General features: G+C 62.4%; 18 protein-coding genes. 10 read left to right on the forward strand and 8 right to left on the reverse strand.

Annotated elements, in window-relative coordinates:
* The first annotated feature begins 118 nt into the window (after positions 1 to 118).
* From NKH71_RS20470 to aspS, 4 genes are all read left to right on the forward strand, one after another.
* Positions 119 to 1,387 (forward strand): ABC transporter substrate-binding protein, encoded by a 1,269-nt coding sequence (locus NKH71_RS20470; RefSeq protein ID WP_352495294.1) that lies wholly within the window; start codon positions 119 to 121, stop codon positions 1,385 to 1,387.
* Between the two features lie 68 nt (positions 1,388 to 1,455).
* Entirely contained in the window at positions 1,456 to 2,328 is an 873-nt protein-coding gene (locus NKH71_RS20475; RefSeq protein ID WP_352895313.1) for a carbohydrate ABC transporter permease, read from the forward strand.
* 19 nt (positions 2,329 to 2,347) lie between these two features.
* Positions 2,348 to 3,172 carry a carbohydrate ABC transporter permease gene (locus NKH71_RS20480; protein WP_352789686.1) on the forward strand — a complete coding sequence of 275 codons (825 nt, stop codon included), beginning with the start codon at positions 2,348 to 2,350 and terminating at the stop codon, positions 3,170 to 3,172.
* Positions 3,173 to 3,386: 214 nt separating this feature from the next.
* The gene (gene aspS, locus NKH71_RS20485) at positions 3,387 to 5,177 is read left to right on the forward strand and encodes an aspartate--tRNA ligase (RefSeq protein WP_352895314.1); all 1,791 of its coding nucleotides are present in this window, start codon (positions 3,387 to 3,389) and stop codon (positions 5,175 to 5,177) included.
* An 80-nt stretch (positions 5,178 to 5,257) separates the two neighbouring features.
* Here the strand turns inward: aspS and NKH71_RS20490 are convergent, their stop codons facing one another.
* Positions 5,258 to 6,451 carry an aq_1923 C-terminal domain gene (locus NKH71_RS20490; protein WP_023717248.1) on the reverse strand — a complete coding sequence of 398 codons (1,194 nt, stop codon included), beginning with the start codon at positions 6,449 to 6,451 and terminating at the stop codon, positions 5,258 to 5,260.
* A 367-nt stretch (positions 6,452 to 6,818) separates the two neighbouring features.
* Here NKH71_RS20490 and parC point away from each other — a divergent pair, with 367 nt between their 5' ends.
* Both parC and NKH71_RS20500 read left to right on the forward strand, forming a co-directional pair.
* On the forward strand, positions 6,819 to 9,071 hold the full coding sequence (parC, locus tag NKH71_RS20495) for a DNA topoisomerase IV subunit A (protein ID WP_023717249.1): 2,253 nt from the start codon (positions 6,819 to 6,821) through the stop codon (positions 9,069 to 9,071).
* 303 nt (positions 9,072 to 9,374) lie between these two features.
* On the forward strand, positions 9,375 to 10,595 hold the full coding sequence (locus NKH71_RS20500) for an AI-2E family transporter (protein ID WP_023717250.1): 1,221 nt from the start codon (positions 9,375 to 9,377) through the stop codon (positions 10,593 to 10,595).
* Here NKH71_RS20500 and NKH71_RS20505 read toward each other — a convergent pair.
* From NKH71_RS20505 to NKH71_RS20515, 3 genes are all read right to left on the reverse strand, one after another.
* Complete coding sequence (locus tag NKH71_RS20505) at positions 10,583 to 11,479, reverse strand: DMT family transporter (RefSeq protein ID WP_352789621.1); 897 nt, start codon at positions 11,477 to 11,479, stop codon at positions 10,583 to 10,585. The two genes, NKH71_RS20500 and NKH71_RS20505, sit on opposite strands and share 13 nt — an antisense overlap.
* A gap of 122 nt (positions 11,480 to 11,601) precedes the next feature.
* Complete coding sequence (locus NKH71_RS20510) at positions 11,602 to 12,366, reverse strand: arginyltransferase (RefSeq protein ID WP_023717252.1); 765 nt, start codon at positions 12,364 to 12,366, stop codon at positions 11,602 to 11,604.
* 134 nt (positions 12,367 to 12,500) lie between these two features.
* Entirely contained in the window at positions 12,501 to 12,971 is a 471-nt protein-coding gene (locus NKH71_RS20515) for an RDD family protein (RefSeq protein ID WP_352789619.1), read from the reverse strand.
* 209 nt (positions 12,972 to 13,180) lie between these two features.
* Here NKH71_RS20515 and sthA point away from each other — a divergent pair, with 209 nt between their 5' ends.
* Positions 13,181 to 14,569: a Si-specific NAD(P)(+) transhydrogenase gene (gene sthA, locus NKH71_RS20520; protein WP_023717254.1), complete on the forward strand. Its 1,389-nt coding sequence runs from the start codon at positions 13,181 to 13,183 to the stop codon at positions 14,567 to 14,569.
* A gap of 9 nt (positions 14,570 to 14,578) precedes the next feature.
* On the opposite strand, the gene NKH71_RS20525 is transcribed toward sthA, so the two are convergent.
* The gene (locus NKH71_RS20525) at positions 14,579 to 15,253 is read right to left on the reverse strand and encodes an alpha/beta hydrolase (protein WP_352495298.1); all 675 of its coding nucleotides are present in this window, start codon (positions 15,251 to 15,253) and stop codon (positions 14,579 to 14,581) included.
* 216 nt (positions 15,254 to 15,469) lie between these two features.
* Here NKH71_RS20525 and NKH71_RS20530 point away from each other — a divergent pair, with 216 nt between their 5' ends.
* Complete coding sequence (locus NKH71_RS20530; protein ID WP_352895304.1) at positions 15,470 to 16,645, forward strand: OpgC family protein; 1,176 nt, start codon at positions 15,470 to 15,472, stop codon at positions 16,643 to 16,645.
* A gap of 24 nt (positions 16,646 to 16,669) precedes the next feature.
* Here the strand turns inward: NKH71_RS20530 and NKH71_RS20535 are convergent, their stop codons facing one another.
* Positions 16,670 to 17,752, reverse strand: a complete 1,083-nt coding sequence (locus tag NKH71_RS20535) for a LacI family DNA-binding transcriptional regulator (RefSeq protein WP_352640053.1) — start codon at positions 17,750 to 17,752, stop codon at positions 16,670 to 16,672.
* A 166-nt stretch (positions 17,753 to 17,918) separates the two neighbouring features.
* On the opposite strand from NKH71_RS20535, the gene NKH71_RS20540 reads away from it, so the two are divergent.
* The gene (locus NKH71_RS20540; protein ID WP_023717258.1) at positions 17,919 to 18,062 is read left to right on the forward strand and encodes a hypothetical protein; all 144 of its coding nucleotides are present in this window, start codon (positions 17,919 to 17,921) and stop codon (positions 18,060 to 18,062) included.
* Positions 18,063 to 18,125: 63 nt separating this feature from the next.
* Positions 18,126 to 18,269, forward strand: a complete 144-nt coding sequence (locus NKH71_RS20545) for a hypothetical protein (RefSeq protein WP_023717259.1) — start codon at positions 18,126 to 18,128, stop codon at positions 18,267 to 18,269.
* A 69-nt stretch (positions 18,270 to 18,338) separates the two neighbouring features.
* On the opposite strand, the gene NKH71_RS20550 is transcribed toward NKH71_RS20545, so the two are convergent.
* Positions 18,339 to 18,710 carry a DUF423 domain-containing protein gene (locus NKH71_RS20550; protein WP_023717260.1) on the reverse strand — a complete coding sequence of 124 codons (372 nt, stop codon included), beginning with the start codon at positions 18,708 to 18,710 and terminating at the stop codon, positions 18,339 to 18,341.
* A 56-nt stretch (positions 18,711 to 18,766) separates the two neighbouring features.
* A complete protein-coding gene (locus NKH71_RS20555; protein ID WP_023717261.1) occupies positions 18,767 to 20,026 on the reverse strand; it encodes a multidrug efflux MFS transporter in 1,260 nt (419 codons plus the stop codon).
* Between the last annotated feature and the right edge of the window lie 141 nt (positions 20,027 to 20,167).

The following is a 20,167-nucleotide window of genomic DNA, read 5'->3' on the forward strand; positions in this document are numbered from 1 at the left end:
TAGTTCAGTGCTGGTGGGCGAATGCGCGTCTTGTGAGCTGCGGGTGTGCTGAGGACGGTGTCGGGCATCGACGTCCGTTTCTGCTGCTGCCTGAAGCTCCAAAGGGAGATCCGACATCATGAAGTTTCGTTCCGCATTCGCTGGATTTGCCGTGGCCGCAGTTCTGGCGGCCGGGCCGGCGCGGGCTGTCGACCTCGCCATGGTGTCGGGCGATACCGGCAACGGCCAGAGAATCCTTCGCGAGATCCTCGATCAATACGAGAAGAAGACCGGCAACAAGGTTAGCGTGGTTCCGGTGCCGCCCTCGGGGACCGACCAGTTTAGTCAATACAGGCTGTGGCTTGCCGCTGGAAACAGCGACGTTGACGTCTATCAGACGGACGTCATTTGGGCCCCCCAGCTTGCAAAGCAGCTCGTCGACCTGACCGCGGCGACCAAGGATGTCGTCGGCGCTCATTTCCCATCGATCATCAAATCGCAGACCGTCGACGGCAAGCTCGTCGCCTTGCCGATATTCACCGACGCTCCGGCGCTCTACTACCGCAAGGATCTCCTCGACAAATACGGCGCCAAGGTCCCGACCAGCTGGGCCGAGCTTGCCGATACTGCCAAGCTTGTCATGGACAAGGAACGCGAGGGCGGCAACAAGGACATGTGGGGCTTCGTTTTCCAGGGCAACGCCTATGAGGGACTGACCTGCGATGCACTCGAATGGGTGAAGTCGAACGGCGGTGGTCAGATCATCGAGCCGGACGGCACGATCTCCATCAATAACCCGCAAGCAGCCGCGGCGCTGGAAATGGCGAGGAGTTGGGTGGGAACCATCTCGCCTCCCGGCATTCTGGCCTATCAGGAAGAAGAGTCGCGCGGTGTCTGGCAGACCGGCAACGCCGTCTTCATGCGCAACTGGCCCTACGCCTATGCGCTTGGCAACAGCGAAAGCTCCCCCATCAAGGGCAAGTTCGAGGTGACGACGCTGCCGTCCGGGTCGGGTGAGGGCGCCCGCCCGGCAGCAACGCTTGGCGGCTGGAATCTTGCGGTTTCCAAATATTCGAAGAACCCGGCCGCAGCCGTCGAGCTGGTCAAATGGATCGCTTCGCCTCAGATGCAGAAGTACCGCGCCTTGAAGGGGGCATATCTGCCGACCATTCAGGCGCTCTATGACGATGCCGACATCGCCAGCGCCCAGCCGGTTATCCCGCGCTGGAAGGAAGTCGTCCTCAACGCGGTGCCGCGTCCCTCGGCCCAGGCCAAGACCAGGTACAATGAGGCATCGAGCGAGTTCTGGACCGCCGTCCACAACACCATGTCCGGCGAGGGCACGGCCGCCGACAACCTCGCCGATCTGGAGTTCTCCTTGACCAGGCTCAAGGGCACCGCCTGGTGACCTCGCCGTGCTCAGGCTCGCTGCTGGCGCGTCAGCGTGTGCGCTCGGCATGGCTGCTGCTTGCCCCGATGCTCATCGTGCTCGCCGCCGTTGCCGGCTGGCCGTTGATGCGCACGATCTATTTCGGCTTCACCGATGCCTCGCTCGCCGACCTGGAAGCCCGTCGCTGGGTTGGCTTCGCCAATTATTTCTCCATCCTGCAAATGCCGAGCGGCCGCGTCATCTATGACGGGCTGCTCGCCGATCCGGTCTGGTGGCGCGCCGTCTGGAATACGGTGCGCTTCGCGGTGATTTCGGTAACCTGCGAGACGGTGCTCGGCATGATCGTCGCGCTGGTGCTCAACACCAAGTTTCGCGGCCGCGGCATCGTGCGCGCCGCGATTCTAATCCCTTGGGCCATCCCGACGATCGTCTCGGCGAAAATGTGGCAGTGGATGCTCAACGACCAGTTCGGCATCGTCAACGACGTCCTTCTCAAGCTCGGCCTGATCGGCACCAAGATCGCCTGGACGGCTAGCGCCGACACGGCCATGGTCGCCATCCTCATTGTCGACATCTGGAAGGCGACCCCGTTCATGGCGCTTCTCATTCTCGCCGGCCTCCAGATGCTTCCACAAGAAATCTACGAGGTCGCCAAGCTCGACGGCGTCGGCGCGTGGAAAGTTTTCTGGAAGATCACCTTGCCGCTCATCCGGCCGGCGTTGATGGTGGCCATGATCTTCCGCGGTCTCGATGCGCTGCGCATCTTCGACCTGATCTACGTGCTCACGCCAAACAACATCCACACCAAGTCGATGTCGGTGTTTGCCCGCGAAAGCCTGTTCGAGTTCGACAAGTTTGCCTACGGCTCCGCCGCCTCGACGCTGCTCTTCCTCATCCTCGCTTTGCTGACCATGCTCGTTCTGTGGCTCGGCCGGATAAGACTGGACAAGGACTATTGATCATGTGGGGCTGCTGACCATGTGGATCGTCAAGCGCACGGCTTTCTACCTCCTCGTCGCCGTTATCGTCGTCGTCGCGGTGTTCCCGTTTTACTACGCCATCGTCACCAGCCTGAAATCAGGGACGGCGCTCTTCCAGATCGACTATTGGCCGAAGACGATCACCTTCAGCAATTACAGGACCGTTTTCACCGAGGGGACCTTCCTGCGCAACCTCGTGAACTCGCTGTTCATCTCGAGCGCCGTTGTCGTCATTTCGCTGTTCCTCGGCGTCACCGCCGCCTATGCCCTGGCGCGCATCCGCTTCCGCGGCCGCTCGGCTCTGCTCCTCATTATCCTGTCCGTCTCGATGTTCCCGCAATTGGCGGTGCTTGCCGGTCTGTTCGAGCTGATCCGGGCCTTCGGCCTCTACAATTCGCCGTTCGCGCTGATCTTGTCCTATATGATCTTCACCTTGCCGTTCACCGTCTGGGTGCTCACCGCCTTCGTTCGCGACCTGCCGATCGAGCTGGAGGAAGCGGCGATCCTGGACGGCGCCACGCCCTGGATCATCATCAGCCGCGTTTTCCTGCCGCTGATGTGGCCGGCGCTGGCGACCACCGGGCTTCTCGCCTTCATCGGTGCGTGGAACGAATTCCTGTTCGCCCTGACGTTTACCTCCAACAACGAGCAGCGAACCGTGCCGGTCGCCATCGCGCTGCTCTCCGGCAGCTCGCAGTTCGAGATCCCGTGGGGCAACATCATGGCCGCATCGGTGATCGTCACCGTGCCGCTCGTCATCCTCGTCCTGATCTTCCAGCGTAAGATCATCTCCGGCCTCACCGCAGGCGGGGTCAAGGGATAAGGTGCATAGTTGAACTGCCGGACAGAGCGGCGAACTCGGATTAACGCCTCTGGCATAAATTGATGCCGGTGGGACAGGGGCGGGAAGAACGCGAACTCGTCCCGGGCGCCGCTTGCCTTGACAAACGCAGCCTCTCATGTGCTTTTCGCGCAAATTTTCAGGCTGGGCCATCAGGCCTTGGCCGCAACCCAACATCCGGACTTTACGAATGACAATGCATCGTTACCGCAGCCATACCTGTGCCCAGTTGAGGAAGAGCGACGTCGGTTCCTCCGTTCGCCTGTCGGGCTGGGTGCATCGCGTGCGCGACCATGGCGGCCTGCTGTTCATCGATTTGCGCGACCATTACGGCCTGACCCAGATCGTTGCCGACCCGGATTCGCCGGCCTTCAAGATTGCCGAGACCCTGCGCGGCGAATGGGTCGTCCGCGTCGACGGCGAGGTCAAGGCGCGCCTCGCCGACACCGTGAACCCCAATTTGCCGACCGGCGAGATCGAGATTTTCGCGCGCGAGATCGAGGTTCTGTCGGCGGCCAAGGAATTGCCGCTGCCGGTCTTCGGCGAGCCGGATTATCCGGAAGACATCCGCCTCAAATACCGCTTCCTCGATCTGCGGCGCGACACGCTGCACAAGAATATCGTCGCGCGGACGAAAATCATCGCCGAGATGCGCAAGCTGATGGGCGAGGTCGGCTTCACCGAATTCTCGACGCCGATCCTGACCGCCTCGTCGCCGGAAGGGGCGCGCGACTTTCTGGTGCCGTCGCGCATTCACCCCGGCACTTTCTACGCGCTGCCGCAGGCCCCCCAGCAGTACAAGCAGCTGATCATGGTGTCCGGCTTCGACCGCTATTTCCAGATTGCGCCGTGCTTTCGCGACGAGGACCCGCGCGCCGACCGTCTGCCGGGTGAATTCTACCAGCTCGACGTTGAGATGAGCTTCGTCGAGCAGGAGGACGTGTTCACCACCATGGAGCCGGTGATGCGGGGCGTGTTCGAGACCTTTGCGGCCGGCAAGCCGGTGACGCAGAAGTTTCCGCGCATCGCCTATGATGTCGCCATGCGCAAATACGGCACCGACAAGCCGGACCTGCGCAACCCGATCGAGATGCAAGCCGTCTCCGATCATTTTCGCGATTCCGGCTTCAAGGTATTTGCCAACATCCTTGCCAACGATCCGAAGGCCGAGGTCTGGGCCATTCCGGCCAAGACCGGCGGTTCGCGCGCCTTCTGCGACCGCATGAACTCATGGGCGCAAGGCGAGGGCCAGCCCGGGCTGGGCTACATCTTCTGGCGCAAGGAGGGCGAGAAGCTCGAAGGCGCCGGGCCGCTGGCCAAGAACATCGGCGAGGAGCGCACGGAGGCGATCCGCCAACAACTCGGCCTTGCCGATGGCGATGCCGCTTTCTTCGTCGCCGGCGACCCGAAGAAATTCGTCTCCTTCGCGGGTGCGGCGCGCACCCGCGCCGGCGAGGAGCTCAACCTTGTCGACCGTGATCGCTTCGAATTGTGCTGGATCGTCGACTTCCCGTTCTTCGAATGGAACGAGGAGGAGAAGAAGATCGACTTCGCGCACAATCCGTTCTCGATGCCGCAAGGTGGCATCGATGCGCTTAACGGCGAGGATCTGCTCGGCATCAAGGCGTTCCAGTACGACATGGTCTGCAACGGTTTCGAGATCGCCTCAGGCGGCATTCGCAACCATCTGCCGGAAACCATGGTCAAGGCGTTCGAAACGGTCGGGCTGGACCGCGCAACCGTCGAGGAACGCTTCGGCGGCCTTTACCGTGCCTTCCAGTATGGCGCGCCGCCGCATGGCGGCATGGCGGCCGGCATCGACCGTGTCGTCATGCTTCTGGTCGGTGCCAGGAACCTGCGCGAAGTGACCATGTTCCCGATGAACCAGCAGGCCTACGACCTGTTGATGAACGCCCCGTCGGAAGCCAGTCCGCAGCAGCTTCGCGAATTGTCGCTGCGCGTCGTGGCAACGAAGAAAGAGGTTTAGGAAACGCTCCGAACCGGTCCTGTGGATTCATAAAAAAGCCCGGCATCGCTGCCGGGCTTTTTGCTTGAAGGCTGTCTCGGTCAGTCTTCGTTCGCGGTAACCGTCACGCCAAGCGTTTTCGGCAGGTCGAGCGGGTTGGACATGGCGCCCGCCATGATCAGCGCGAACGGCACCGCTGCCGGCGGCTCGGCCGAGACCTCGATGCTCTGCGGATCGTCGAGGAACTTGTTGACCGCGGCCGAAACCTGCGCCGTCAGTTCCGGATTGTTGAGCTGCGCCATGCCGAATGGCACGATCGCCTTGGCCTGGTTGGCAATGTCCTTGCCGGACATGCCTTGCTGCTTGCCGGCATAATCGAGCACCTTCTTGGTCAGCGAATCGTCGTCGAAGCGGATCGAGGCGCTGTTGAACGATAGCTGCTGCAGCAGCCCGAGCATGGCCATGCCTTGCGCCGAATTGTCGGCGCCTTCAGGCTGAGCTGCCATCTTCTTCTGCATCTCCTGCATCGATTTGATGACATCCAGCGTGTAGCCGCCGAGATTGAAGGTCATACCGAATGTGCCGGCATTGTCGACCGAAATTTCGTATTTCGACAAATCCATCTTGCCGTCGGTAGGCTGCCAGGTGCCTTCCATCTCAAGATTGCCCGATATGTTCTGGTAGCCGAGTGCGTTGATGACTTCCTTGGACTTCGGATCTTCGACCAGCGTCAGGTCGGCAGTGAACTTTTCCGTGGTGCCGGAGAACGCCATGGCCTTGCCGTCGGCCGGCGGCGTGATTGCGATGGCAAGCCCGTCCATCGAGAAGGCAGGCTTGTCGGCGACCTTGACGGTCATGTTTTCGAGCTCGGCCGATTTGTACATCATCAGCGAGCCCAGCGGACCGCTTGCGCCTTCGGCCGGAACCGTCATGTCGTGGATGACGAAGGGGCTGAGATTGAGCGTGACGCCATCTTCGCTGTGTTCGAACGGCGAAGTCGATACGGTCGCGATTTGATAGCCGCCATTGGCTTCGGTCACGCCTTCGAGCTTGACGTCGCCGATCTTGAGCGCCTCCTTTTCGGCCGCCGGTCTGACCGCTACGCCTTGCAGAACCATGCTGGAGGTGTCGCCGGTTACTCCGGTCCAGGAGAGGTCGACGCCCTGGGCGGCGAGGGCAGCCTTCAGCCGGTCGGCGACCGCGGTATCCTGCGCGAACGCCGCATTCAGCGGCAGCGTCAGCAAAAAGGTCGAAAAAGCCAGTCTTTTAATAAGTGTCGAGTGTCTGATCGTCATCGAGAGCTCCCCTGAGAGTGTCCTGAAATTCTTTTCAAATCGTCGCGTCGTCACCATTCAGCGACGAACTGGACCGGAAAAAGGCGGGCCTCGGCACAATGGTCGAAAATCGCGGCCAAAGGCAAACCCGATCCATCAGGCTTGCGATAGAAGCCGGATGTAACGGATTGATGTTGGCCGGCGTCGCGACGCTTCCAATTCCTGTTGCACAATGCAGGTCGCGCAAAAGTGTGCAGCGGTTTTGCGCGACATGGATCAAAACAAGGACCTAGAGCGCGCGCATAAGGCCGGTCGAACGCGACGCGCTTTAGGAGGACGTATGCCGGCGCCTCTTGCCGCGAATCACCCGCTCGGCTAGTGCCAGCCCATGGGAAAAAGGCTTTTGCCGCCTGAAACTGGCGGCGGCGACAATATCGAGCCGGTCGATCTGAAGAAGGCGCTGGAAGAGCGCTATCTCGCCTACGCGCTGTCGACCATCATGCACCGGGCGCTGCCGGACGTGCGCGACGGGTTGAAGCCGGTGCATCGCCGCATAATGCATGCCATGCGCTTGTTGCGGCTCAACCCCGACCAGGGCTTTGCCAAATGCGCCCGCATCGTCGGCGAGGTGATGGGCAAGTTCCATCCACATGGCGACCAGTCGATCTACGACGCATTGGTGCGGTTGGCGCAGGATTTTTCGATGCGCTACCCGCTGGTCGACGGGCAGGGCAATTTCGGCAATATCGACGGCGATAACGCCGCCGCCATGCGCTACACCGAAGCGCGCATGACCGACGTGTCGACGCTGCTGCTGGAAGGCATCACCGAGGACGCGGTCGATTTCCGCCCGACCTACAACGAGGAAGACGAGGAGCCGGCCGTGCTGCCCGGCGCCTTCCCGAACCTGCTTGCCAACGGCTCGTCCGGCATCGCCGTCGGCATGGCGACCTCGATCCCGCCGCACAATGCGGCCGAGCTTTGCGACGCCGCGCTTCACCTGATCGATCATCCGGATGCGCCCGTCACCAAGCTGATGGACTTCGTGCAAGGTCCGGATTTCCCGACCGGCGGCATCATCGTCGACAGCCGAGCCTCGATCCTCGAAGCCTACGAAACGGGTCGCGGCGGCTTTCGCGTCAGGGCGAAATGGAGCCAGGAGGACCAGGGCAGGGGCACCTGGAACATAGTCGTCACCGAGATCCCCTACGGCGTCCAGAAGGCCAGGCTGATCGAAAAGATCGCCGAGCTCTTGATTGCGCGCAAGCTTCCGTTGCTCGAGGATATCCGCGACGAGAGCGCCGAGGACATCCGCGTCGTGCTGGTGCCGAAGAGCCGCTCGGTCGATCCCGGCATCATGATGGAATCGCTGTTCAAGCTGACCGAGCTCGAAAGCCGCTTTCCGCTCAACATGAACGTGTTGTCGCGCGGCAAGGTGCCGAACGTGCTGTCGCTGAAAGGCGTGCTCAAGGAGTGGCTTGAGCACCGCCGCGACGTCTTGATCCGCCGCTCCAAGCACCGTCTCGGCGAGATCGAGAGGCGGCTGGAGATCCTCGCCGGCTATCTGATCGCCTACCTCAACATCGACGAGGTGATCAGGATCATCCGCGAGGAGGACGAGCCCAAGCAGGTGATGATGGCCCGCTGGTCACTCACCGACACCCAGGCCGAAGCCATCCTCAACATGCGGCTGAGGGCGCTGCGCAAGCTCGAGGAATTCGAGATTCGTGAGGAATTCAACGGCCTGACCGGCGAGAAGAAGCAGATCGAGGCGCTACTTGCGTCCGACGCCAAGCAGTGGGCGACGATCAAGTGGGAAGTCGCCAATGTTCGCCAGAAATATGGGCCCGAGACCGAGATCGGCAAGCGCCGGACCGAGTTCGCAGATGCACCCGAACATGACCTGACCGATATCGCCCACGCCATGATCGAGCGCGAGCCGGTCACCGTCGTCGTATCGGAAAAGGGCTGGCTGAGGGCCATGAAAGGTCATCTGACCGATCACTCTGCCCTGACCTTCAAGGAAGGCGACAGCCTCAAGCTCGCCTTCCATGCCCAGACGACCGACAAGGTGCTGGTCTTCACCACCGGCGGCAAGTTCTACACGATCGGCGCCGACCGGCTGCCGGGTGGGCGTGGCCATGGTGAGCCGATCCGCATCATCGTCGACATGGACAACGACCAGGATATCGTCACCGCCTTCGTCCATGATCCCAAGCGCAAGCTGCTGCTGGTTTCGCATGACGGCAACGGTTTCATCGTGCAGGAAGAGGAGGTCGTCGCCAACACCCGCAAGGGCAAGCAGGTGATGAATGTCAAGGCGCCCGACGAGGCCCAGCGCTGCGTGACTGTCGCCGGCGACCATCTCGCCATTGTCGGCGAGAACCGCAAGATGCTGGTGTTCCCGCTGGCCGAGATCCCGGAGATGGGACGCGGCAAGGGCGTGCGCCTGCAGAAATACAAGGATGGCGGTGTCCTCGACCTCAAGACCTTCACGCTCGCAAGCGGTCTGTCCTGGCAGGATTCGGCAGATCGCACCTTCACCAAATCGCGTGACGAGCTTGCCGAATGGATCGGCGCCCGCGCCTCGGCCGGCCGCATGGTGCCAAAGGGCTTTCCGCGCACGGGCAAGTTCGGGTAGGCGCGCGAAGGAGCATGACCTTTCGGGGGGCGGTCAGGCGAGGTGGTGAAAGGGAATTCGTGTTTTCGTGCCCGGCGGCGCATTTTGTTCTTGCTTTGTGCCGGCAGCTATGCTACTAATTTCGCTATGGTGCTGATTCGCACCGACGACCCGCCTGCCAAGGCGGGTTTTTTGTTTCGGGCTCCTTTCGACCAAATTGGAATGCCGTCACGATTGCTGCACTATATCAGTGCATAAGCTTCGCCATGGGAAATCGCGGGGATAACGCATCTGGACGACACGGGGCGTTGGGGAGGTAGTCGCTTGAAGGAAGTCAGGATACAGAAGCCGGAGCGGCAGCAGCGCCTGTTTGGCCTGTCGACGCCGCTCAGGGCCGCTGTCATTCCGCCGCTGTCGGCGGCGCGCTGGCTCCTGGTGCTGATCGTCGCCGCCGGCGTTTATTTCTTCCACGGCTTCCTATTCCCGGTCCTTGCCGCCCTGGTGATCGCTTTCGCCAGCTGGCCGCTCTATCGGCGGCTGCTCGCCGGCGTCGGCGGCAACCGCACGATCGCCGCGACCCTTGCGATCCTGTTCATCCTGACCTTCCTGGTGGTGCCGATCGCGCTTGCCGGCACCTATGCCATCAACGAGGTGCGCGAATGGGTCGGCTGGGCGATCGAGACCAACCGCTACGGCGCGCCGACGCCGCACTGGATCGCCACGCTGCCTGTGGTAGGCGAATGGCTCAATGAACAATGGACGGTCAACGTTGGCCATCCAGGCGGTATCGGCGAACTGATCCAGCTGATCAGCGGCGCCAATATCGGCAGCATCTATCGCGGCGTGCTTGCCGCCGGCGGCAGCGCCTTCGGCCTTTTGCTGACGCTGCTGTTCATGATGATCGCGCTGTTCTTCGCCTATCGCGACGGCGAGCATTTCGCCGGGCAGGTCGATCGCCTCGGCGAACGCATCCTGCCGGCCAGATGGGAACGGATCTCACGCGTGGTGCCGGCGACGATCTCCTCGACCGTCACCGGCATGACGGTTATCGCCATCGGCGAAGGGCTGGTGCTGGGCATCGCTTACTGGTTGGCCGGCGTGCCGTCGCCGGTGACGCTCGGCGCACTGACCGGCATCATGGCGCTGATCCCCGGCGGCGCGCCGCTGTCGTTCACGCTGGTCTCGATTTATCTCGCCGCCAGCGGCTCGCCGATGGCCGGCCTGGCGCTGTTCATCTGGGGCGCCGTCGAACTCTTCGTCGTCGACAAGACATTGCGCCCGAAGCTGGTTGGCGGGCCGATAAAGCTGCCCTTCCTGCCAACCTTTTTCGGCCTGATCGGCGGCGTCAAGACAATGGGTTTTCTCGGCCTGTTCATCGGCCCGGTGCTGATGGCCCTGCTGGTCGCGATCTGGCGTGAATGGCTGCGCGAGGTGGAGCTGACCGATGAACTCGCTGCCGCCGAACCGGCGGAGCAGGAAGATGCACCGCCGCAGATCGAAATTGTCGCCGAACGCGCCGCCGCGAAAAAGAATCAGGCCGGGTGACTGACGGCGAGCGTGGCGCGGCGCTTACGTCCCTCGTGCAACTGCCAGAGCGAATGGCCGATCAAGGTGACGATGAGGATCGTGCCGCCGATCAGGCTGTTGCGCGACGGGGTCTCGGCGAAGATCATCCACACCCAGACCGGCGCCAGCACGGTTTCTAACAGATAGAACATCGCCACTTCCGGCCCGGAAATATATTTCGGACCGTTGGCGAGGCAGAAGAATGAAATCGGCATGATGACGGCGCCGTTGAAGACGATCCACCACGGTGCGTTGACGTGAAAACCCACCTTGGAAACCATCAGGGCGGCGACGGCCAGCGGCAGCACGACTCCGATCAGCGCGGTGAAGCCCATATCCTTGCCGCTGGCGCGGGAGATGGTGATGGCCGCGGCGATCATGAAGGCGGAGCATAGTGCCATCAGGTCGCCGAAGAGATGCCCGGTTCCGACGGAATCACCGACAATCATCACGACGCCGGCGATCATCAATGCCAACGCTGCGACCGTCAGGGGCTGTGGCCTCTCCTTCAGGAATAGCCACGACAAAAGGGCCGCGAACATGGTGGTGAAGGCCAGGATGAAAACGAGGTTGGCGGTCGAGGTGTTGTAGACGCCAGTGATGAAGGCGATCGAGCCGAGTCCGTAGAGGGCGGCAACGATGAGCCCTGACCAGCCCGGGATAAGCTGCGGTGCCTTTGCGCTCAGCGAGCGCCAGATGGCCCAGATGACGAGCGTGGCCACGAAGGTCGTGCCGGTGCGCAAGAGCAGGATCGTCCATGCCTCGCCGTCGGCGAGCCGGATCAGCGGAATGTCGACGGTCAGCGTCAACCCGCCGATGGTGGTGATCAGAAGGCCTCTCTGGTGGTCGTTGTGGGAAGACATGCAGCAATTCTCGCGATAGGCTTGGAGGCGCAAAATTGACCCGCCCGGTCTTCCGCCGATCGGCCGGAAGCCCAGCGGCATCCTCCTCGAAACAATTTAAGGGTGAATACCGAAAGCGGAAATCAGCGCGAAACCGCTTCGTGATTGTAGCGTTCCCAGCCTTTCGGGCCGAGATGCTCCTGCGGCTGGAAGCGCATCTTATAATTCATCTTGCGCGAGCCGTTGACCCAGTAGCCCAGGTAGACATGGGGCAGCCCCATCGCCCTGGCGCGGGCGATGTGGTCGAGGATCATGAAGGTGCCGAGGGAACGGTCCTCGAAGTCCGGGTTGAAGTAGGAATAGACCATCGACAGGCCATCGGCCATCTTGTCGGTGAGGGCCACGGCGATCAGTTCGCCCTGGCCCTTGCCGGTGATGAAGCTATCAGGTCCGCGGCGACGGTATTCGATGACCTTGGTGTCGACATGGGTATCCTCGACCATCATGGCGTAGTCGAGCACGGTCATGTCGGACATGCCGCCACGGCGGTGGCGGGCGTCGAGATAGCTGCGGAACAGCGAATACTGCTCGGTGGAGGGTTCGGCGTCGTGCATGGCGCCGACCAGATCCGAATTATGCTGTATGACGCGTTTCATGTTGCGGCTGGCGGTGAATTCCTGCGCCAGGATGCGCACCGACACGCAGGCGCGGCAGGTCTCGCAGGCCGGCCTGTAGGCGATGTTCTGCGACCGCCTGAAACCGCCCTGCGTCAACAGATCGTTCATCTCGGGGGCCTTGTCGCCGACCAGGTGAGTGAACACCTTGCGCTCGAACTGCCCCTCGAGATAGGGACACGGCGAGGGCGCGGTCAGAAAGAACTGTGGCGACTGGGTCGGGTGCTGCGTCATCGAGCCTTGGAAACACTCCTGCGAATCGCTCTACCTTTGGCGCGGACGCCGAAAAATTCAACAGGATTGTGAAAGCCTGTGAATGGACGTCTTCACTTTTGTGCGCAAAGGCTGCGGCCGCGCTTCAAAGCCGCTCAGCGGCCGCTGCGGCTGACGACCGTGCCGAGCAGCAGGTCGTGCAGCGTGCGCTTGCGGTCGGAAAACAGGCTCACCAGCAGGACCAGCGGCGAGAGGATGACATTGCCGGCCCAAAACAACACCGAATGGACGACGGCAGTCAACCCGTCGATGCGGCTGCCGTCGAGCCGGTCGAGCCGGATGCCCATCATCTTCATGCCGGCGGTGGCCTGATCTTTACTGCCGAGCGTGTTCCAGATGTAGAGGATGGCGACGGCCGGCACGAGAATGGAAAACAGCATCCAGCCGAGGCCGAGCGTCAACAGCCCAAACAAGAACACCAGGATCGCGAAAGGAATGGTGAGCAGCGCGACGATGAAATAATCGATGACGAAGGCGAGAATGCGCCGCGTGCGCACGCCCTCATAGGCGCGGACGTCTTCGAGCCTGCTGGTGATGATTTCGCCGTCGAGAACGCGAGCGTTCATGTCATTTCCTCGTAATCGAACCCGGGTTAATGCACGGGCCGCGTATTGATGAAATGGTGAAGGTTCGCGGTGGAATCAAGATCGAACCATTCGCCACCGTAGATGGTGACGGAGTGCCCGGCGCCGTCTGACTTGTTGAATTCATGGCGCGGATAGCGTTAGCTTGCTGCGGCGCAACAAAAGGTGCCGAGCCGAGGGGACGGGGCGACATGGACTACGACATGCTGGTCATCGGCAGCGGCCCATCCGGGCGCCGCGCCGCGGTGCAGTCGGCCAAGCTCGGCAAGTCGGTGCTGGTGGTCGACAGGGGCCGGCGTCTCGGCGGCGTGTCGGTACACACTGGCACCATACCGTCGAAGACGTTGCGCGAGACGGTGCTCAACCTCTCCGGCTGGCGTGAGCGCGGCTTTTATGGACGCGGCTACCGGGTCAAGCAGGACATTTCGGTCGGCGATCTGGTCGAGCGCCTGCACAAGACGCTCGACCATGAGGTCGAGGTGCTGCAGCACCAGTTCATGCGCAACACGGTCAAGAGCGCTCGCGCCGCGGCAAAATTCCTCGGCCCCAATAAGGTCAGCCTGACCACCGACACCGGCGACTACAGCGAGGTTGGCTTCGCCCATGCACTGATCGCGGTCGGCACCCGGCCGCACCGGCCGCGCGACGTGCCGTTCGACAAAACACGGATTTTCGACAGCGACGAGATGCTGGAGCTCGACCGGCTGCCGCGCACGCTGACGGTGATCGGCGCCGGCGTCATCGGCGTCGAATATGCGACGATCTTTTCCGCGCTCGACGTTCCGGTGACGCTGGTCGAGCCGCGCAATACCATGTTGGATTTCGTCGACCGCGAGATCGTCGACGACTTCATCCATCAGATGCGCGACCGCGGCATGACCATCCGCTTGGGCAGCGCCGTCAAGGAGATCGCCTCCAAACCCGATTATGCCGAGGTGATGCTGGCAGACGGCCGCACCATACGTTCCGAGATGGTGCTTTATGCTGCCGGGCGTACCGGCAATGTCGGCAGCCTGGGCTTGGAAGCGGTCGGCATCGAGTCCGATTCCAGGGGCCGCATCAAGGTCGATCCGCAGACCTTCCAGACCAGCGCGCCCAACATCTATGCCGCCGGCGACGTCATCGGTTTTCCGAGCCTGGCCTCGACCTCGATGGAACAGGGCAGGGTGGCCGCCTGCCATGCGTTCGGCGTGCCCTTGCCGCCGCCGCCCGAAACCTTTCCCTACGGCATCTACGCCGTGCCGGAAATCTCCACCGTCGGCCAGTCGGAGGAGCAGGTGCGCGAGAGTGGTGCTGCCTACGAGGTCGGCGTGGCGCGGTTTCGCGAGACATCGCGCGGCCACATCATGGGCGTCAATACCGGCTTCCTGAAGCTTCTGTTCTCGATCGAAACACGCCGTCTGCTCGGCGCCCATATCGTCGGCGAGGGCGCGACCGAACTCATCCACATTGGCCAGGCGGTCATCAATCTCGGCGGCACCGTCGACTTCTTCGTCAACAACACCTTCAACTATCCGACGCTGGCCGAAGCCTACAAGATCGCCGGGCTGGACGCCTGGAACCGCATGGGGCGAGGATAGCTTCGAGGCTCATCGATCTGACGTTGCAACGGCGACCGCAGGATCCGCCAGCCATTGCCTGACGATCTCGGCGTCCGGATCGCCGATTTCATGGCCGGAGGCAATGGTTTGGGTCTCGACCTTGGCGCCATGCGAACTCAGCAGGGCGGCCAACACCGGCGCGAATGGCGCATAGGTCAGGTCGGCGGCGCCGGCGATGATCAACGCCCGCGCCTTCGACAGGTCGGCCGGCGGCACCTCGTCAAGCACCGGCATCGGACGCAGCAATGCGGCGCGCTCGATCAGGCCCGGATGCAGCAGCATGACGCTTGAGACCAGATTGGCGCCGTTCGAATAACCGACAAAGGTCGCGCGGCTGAGATCGAAGCGGTGGCGCTTCGCGATGCCGTCGACGAAGCCCGCGAATGCGTCCGCCTCCGCACGGATGCTCGCCTGTTCGAAACGCGTCGGGGTGATTCGCGTGAACCAGCGGAACCCGCCCTCCTGAGGGATGCGGCCACGGACCGCAACCAGCGCCGCATGCGGCGCGATTTGCCGGCCAAGCGGCAGCAAGGTCGTCTCATCGACTCCCGATCCATGCTGCAGGAACAGCCAGTCACCGGGTAAATTGGCGGGTCGATGGAGCCGGTAGAAAAAGCCTGAATTTTCCTGCAAAATACCGTCTTCGAGGCTCTCCTCGGCCATAGTCACATCCTTTTGATTTCGCGTTACTTTCGTTAATTTGCCGGCTTCAAAACGAAATATTTTCAAGCTCCGCGAAAGTTGATTGAACCGGGCGCATTTCAGTCCGTTTCTTTGCCGATATAATCCCCCGCGGGAGGGATCGAAGCAGTGTGCGCCGGGTGGTCGCCCGGGTGGTCGCATGCCGGCATGAACAACCAGCTTTAAGGCCTTTTATCGATGACCATGCCAGTTTCGCCGGAACGCGATACGCGTATTGACGTGTTCCGGGCTCTCGCCCTCCTGACCATATTCATCGACCATGTGCCGGGCACCGTTTTCGAAACCCTGACCTACAAGAATTTCGGGTTTTCGGATGCGGCCGAGGCCTTCGTGCTGATCTCCGGCATGTCCGTCGCTCTCGCCTACGGCACCAAATTCCAGCCGGGAAACCGGCTGATTGCAACGCTGAAAATGTGGCGCCGCGCCGGCGTGCTCTATGTCACCCACATCGTCACGACGATGGTGGTCATGGCTATCTTCTGCGCGGCGGCGGTGTTTGCGAAACGGCCGGACCTTCTGACGCTGATCAACATCGAGCCGCTCGTCAGAAACCCGCCACAAGTCCTGGTCGGCATCGTCACGCTCGGCCATCAGCTCGGTTACAACAACATACTGCCGGTCTATGCAGCGCTGCTGTTGATGGCGCCGGCCTTCCTGCTGTTCATCAGCTATCGGCCACTGGCGGCGCTTGCCGTATCCGCAGCCCTTTGGCTGCTTGCCGGAATCTACCAGATCGCGCCACCGAACTACCCGGAGCCCGGGTTCTGGTTCCTCAATCCGCTGTCATGGCAATTGCTGTTCAATATCGGCATGGCCAGCGTGTTGCATGTGCGGCGCGGCGGCACCATCCCGGTCAATCTCTGGCTGGTCGGCGCCGCCGCCACCTATGTGCTCACGGCGCTCGTCTGGGTGCACAGCCCGCTGTGGGGGCATGTGTCATGGCTCGACCTGCCGGTGGTGCTGACCGGTTTCGACAAGACATTCCTGTCGTTGCCGCGACTGCTGCACATCCTGGCGATGAGCTACCTGGTCGTCGCCTTGCCTTCCGTCTCGAACCTGTTCCGCACCGGTCGTGACAATCCGCTCGCCATATTGGGCAAACGCTCGTTGCCGGTTTTCATTGCCGGAACGGTGATTGCCATGGCGGCGCAAGTGATGAAGCTGATCAACCCGGGCGGCATTGCCTATGACAGTCTGCTGCTCGCCGCCGGCATCGCCATGCAGTTCGCGCTCGCCTTCTATCTGGAGTGGCTGTCTGCCATCGGCTGGTCCGGAAAGGGCAAGCCGGTCCGCAACGAGGCGGCCCGCTCGTCCTTTGAAATTGGGCCGATGGCCGCGCAAGCGAACCGATAAACCTGGACGCTCGATCTGCCGGCCTCAAGCTATGCTCGGCGGCGGTCCGGACGATGCCCTGACGACAAGTTCGACGTCGAGCGTTTCTCGCCGCACCGTGCCGTCGAAGTCGAGGATTCTTCGCGCTGCCCGGCGGCCGATCTCGGCGATCGGCTGGGCGATGGTGGTGAGCGGAGGCTCGCAAATTGCGGCTTCAGGCACGCCGTCGAAGCCGACGACGGAAACATCGCGGGGAACCGCGATGCCCCGTGCGTTGAGCCATTCCAATGCCACCATTGCGATCCGGTCCGACATCGCCAGGATGGCGGTCGGCGGTTCCGCCGAGGCGAAGATGGTTTCGAGACCAGCCCTTGTGCTCGCCTTGTCGTTTTCGGTCTCGTAGACCGGCACCTTGGCGGTGTCGACACCGAACCTGGAAAGCTCTTCGAAATAGCCGAGGAGGCGGTCACGGGTTCCGGTATACGACGCTGTCCGGACCTGCTCGGGCGAGACAAGACCGGTGCTGTCGTCGGCGAAGGCCAGCGATAACACGGCGAAGCGGCGATGTCCAAGTACCGCCAGATGGTGCGCCGCGAGCCGGCCGCCGGCAACATTGTCGATACTGATCGCCGAGACCGTGTCGTCCTGCGAGCCGAACTCGAGCGCAACGAAGGGCAGCTTTCGTTCGCGCGTCAGCTCGACGAGACGCGGACCGCCCTCGATGCAGAACAGGATGAAGCCGTCGACCAGGGCGCTCTGGATGTTCCAGGCAAGTTTTTCCTCGTTGCCAGCCGACACCAGAGCAATTCCCGCGCCGGTGGCGTCGCAGGCCTCCGAAATGCCGGCCATCATCACGCGGGCAAAGGGGTCGTCAAAGAAATAGGACAGCGGCTCGGTGGTGGCGACGCCGATCGCATTGACCTTGCCGGCACGCAGCAGGCGGCCCTTGGGATCGGGGCCGGCATAGCCCAGCGCCTCGGCCGCCGCCTTGACCCGCTCGCGGACTTCCTCGCGCACGATTTCGGGACGGCTGAAGACATTGGAGGCAGTGCCGTGTGATACGCCCGCGGCTTTGGCGATGTCGGCCAGCCGGATGGGCCTCCTGCTGCCTTCGGTGAGTGATGCCATGTGTTTGTCTCCGGGATTCCGGTCCAACAGTATCGCCGATTACCTAACACCTTCCTTGGATCGATTCAAATTTTTGCTTGACATTTATGGTGCGGCGCGTATTCTTTGAATCGATCCAAGAGCGTTTTTCGTTCTACCGATTGGATCGATACAAGAGGAGAGTGCCATGCACCCCGTCAATTATCTGTTCGAGGACATTTACCGGAACGACTGGAGCATCCGCTCGAGCGCGGAGGCCCGGAAGCGGCGCGACAGGACCGGTCCGTGGATTCGCGACCTGCGTTTCCTGAAGCGACGCGAGTGGAGCTGATTGGCAGCGCATTTTTTCGCCTGCTGATTGGATCGATTCAAATAAGCTAGAGGAGATTAAGCCATGCACCCGGTCAAGCATCTGTTCGAAGACATCTATCGCAATTATTGGGGCATCTCGCCGGCTACCGAACGGCCGGAGCGACGGCGTGTGGTCAAGACGACCAAGCGCGACGGGCAAGTCCGGCTCGAACGTCCGCGAGACTGAGCTGGCAAGACAGAGCTCGTGGATCGAGCGCGGCTGGTGAAAGAGCAGCGGCCGCCATTGGTTGTCGCATCAATGGCGGCGCGGGCGCACCAGCGCCGAGGCGGCCATCACCAGCCAGCCGCCGATCAGCAAGGTGCCGCCGATCGGCGCCGACATCGGGAACAGCCGCGAGCCGAGGAAGTCGCGAGCGAGGAGATCTCCCGAGAACAGCAGAAGCCCGACGAGGAGGATGAGGCTTCCGCTTCGCAGGATGGTATTGCCACCGAGCAGCCCGACGGCAAGCAAAACCGGCGCATGCATGAGCAGGAAGGACGCGGCCGTACCGACGAAAGCGCCGCCGAGATGCGCCGACGCCGCCGAAAGCGCCACGCCGGTTGCGCCGCATAGGCCGCCGGCAAAAATCAGAATGCGGCTGCCTGCCGCGTGTTCATCCGTGCTCATTTTCCAGGCCTCCGTAATTGCTGGCGACCGCCTGAGATAGCGCTGCGCGAACCGTGTCAGGATTTGCCGGCTTCCGCCAGCATGTCGCGTTCGCGGCGCGACTGGACCAGCCAGTTATAGGCCGCTCCGCCCGCCATCAGCACGGATGTGCCGAGAAACACCGCGCGCATGCCGAAATGGCCACCAACGAAGCCGCCGAGCAACGGTCCGGCGACCTGCCCGACATATTGCGCCGAGATCGACAAGCCCAGCACATTGCCGCCGACGCCGTCAGGCACATTGTGGCGGATGACGCTGGTGATGCAGGGCAAAAGACCGCCAAGCGCCACGCCCATCAGGAAACGCAGGCCGACGAGCTGCCAGCCTTGCGTGACGAAGGCCTGCGGGATCAGGAGCAGCGCCGAGACTGCGAGCGCGGCAACGATGACGTTCCAGTGGCCGATACGGTCGGCGAGCTTGCCGAGCCGCGACGCCGACAGGATGGCGCCGAGCGCTGCCGCCGACATGACGATGCCGGAGACCAGCGTGACCTGGCTCGGATCTTCGATGAGCTGCTGGACATAGACGGTGATGATCGGCTCGATCGACATGGTGGCGAAACTCAACAGCGTCCCGGTCGCCAGCATGGCGACGACGGGGCGCTTGTCGGGAATTTGCGACCAGCCGCCTTTCGCCTTTTCTTCTGACGCGGCCTTGGCGGCAACCGGGCGAGGGGCCTCCTTGATCAGCAAGGTGGTTGCCAGAAAGGCCAGGAAAATGACGCCGCCGGCGAGCAGGAATGTGGCGCGGATGCCAATCAGCGGCGGCAGCGCGCCGCCGAGCAGCGGGCCGACCAGGGCACCGGCCGTGATTCCGGCCGACAGCACGCCCAGCGCCCAGCCGGAGCGATCCTTCGGCGTCTGCATGGCAACCAGGATGGTCGAGCCCGAAGAATAGCCGCCGGCAAAGCCGATCAGCAGGCGCAAGAACACCAATTGCCAGACAGTCTGCACCATGCCGGTCAGCGACATGCACATCGCCATGCCGAAACTGGCGCGCACCAGCATCAGTTTGCGGCCGTAGCGGTCGCCTAACCGCCCCCACAGGGGTGCGACCAGCGCGGCAGCAAGGAAAGTGGCGCCGTAGGCGATGCCCGACCACTGCACGATCGCCGCATGGCCCTCGGCGCCCAGCTGTTCGACGTAGAGCGGCAGGAACGGCAACAGCAGCGTCATCGCTGCGAGCGTGCTGAACGAGCCGGCAAAACACACGGCGAGATTGCGGCGCCAGTGGACGTTATGCGTGCCTTGCACGGCGAGGGTGGCGTCTTGCGGCATGTCAGAGACTGCTGTCGTTGGGTTGCTGCGGATACCATTTTGGGATACCAAACTGGTATCCGTCATGGACGCAAGGCTGGTCGCTGTCAATGCGGTCCCTGCAAAGTGATCGCCAGTAATGGCCGGTGAGCAGAGGGCCAA

The sequence above is a fragment of the Mesorhizobium sp. M0983 genome, from assembly GCF_040318975.1.
In the GTDB taxonomy this organism is placed as follows: domain Bacteria; phylum Pseudomonadota; class Alphaproteobacteria; order Rhizobiales; family Rhizobiaceae; genus Mesorhizobium.

Bases quoted from the DNA above. Each gene is read 5' to 3' on its own strand.
- NKH71_RS20490 (WP_023717248.1), bottom strand. From the start codon at position 6,451: ATGACGATCAGACACTCGACACTTATTAAAAGACTGGCTTTTTCGACC.
- NKH71_RS20480 (WP_352789686.1), top strand. From the start codon at position 2,348: ATGTGGATCGTCAAGCGCACGGCTTTCTACCTCCTCGTCGCCGTTATC.
- sthA (WP_023717254.1), top strand. From the start codon at position 13,181: ATGGACTACGACATGCTGGTCATCGGCAGCGGCCCATCCGGGCGCCGC.
- NKH71_RS20505 (WP_352789621.1), bottom strand. From the start codon at position 11,479: ATGTCTTCCCACAACGACCACCAGAGAGGCCTTCTGATCACCACCATC.
- NKH71_RS20515 (WP_352789619.1), bottom strand. From the start codon at position 12,971: ATGAACGCTCGCGTTCTCGACGGCGAAATCATCACCAGCAGGCTCGAA.
- NKH71_RS20530 (WP_352895304.1), top strand. From the start codon at position 15,470: ATGACCATGCCAGTTTCGCCGGAACGCGATACGCGTATTGACGTGTTC.
- NKH71_RS20475 (WP_352895313.1), top strand. From the start codon at position 1,456: ATGCTCATCGTGCTCGCCGCCGTTGCCGGCTGGCCGTTGATGCGCACG.
- NKH71_RS20510 (WP_023717252.1), bottom strand. From the start codon at position 12,366: ATGACGCAGCACCCGACCCAGTCGCCACAGTTCTTTCTGACCGCGCCC.
- NKH71_RS20540 (WP_023717258.1), top strand. From the start codon at position 17,919: ATGCACCCCGTCAATTATCTGTTCGAGGACATTTACCGGAACGACTGG.
- aspS (WP_352895314.1), top strand. From the start codon at position 3,387: ATGCATCGTTACCGCAGCCATACCTGTGCCCAGTTGAGGAAGAGCGAC.
- NKH71_RS20555 (WP_023717261.1), bottom strand. From the start codon at position 20,026: ATGCCGCAAGACGCCACCCTCGCCGTGCAAGGCACGCATAACGTCCAC.
- NKH71_RS20535 (WP_352640053.1), bottom strand. From the start codon at position 17,752: ATGGCATCACTCACCGAAGGCAGCAGGAGGCCCATCCGGCTGGCCGAC.
- NKH71_RS20550 (WP_023717260.1), bottom strand. From the start codon at position 18,710: ATGAGCACGGATGAACACGCGGCAGGCAGCCGCATTCTGATTTTTGCC.
- parC (WP_023717249.1), top strand. From the start codon at position 6,819: ATGGGAAAAAGGCTTTTGCCGCCTGAAACTGGCGGCGGCGACAATATC.
- NKH71_RS20470 (WP_352495294.1), top strand. From the start codon at position 119: ATGAAGTTTCGTTCCGCATTCGCTGGATTTGCCGTGGCCGCAGTTCTG.
- NKH71_RS20525 (WP_352495298.1), bottom strand. From the start codon at position 15,253: ATGGCCGAGGAGAGCCTCGAAGACGGTATTTTGCAGGAAAATTCAGGC.
- NKH71_RS20545 (WP_023717259.1), top strand. From the start codon at position 18,126: ATGCACCCGGTCAAGCATCTGTTCGAAGACATCTATCGCAATTATTGG.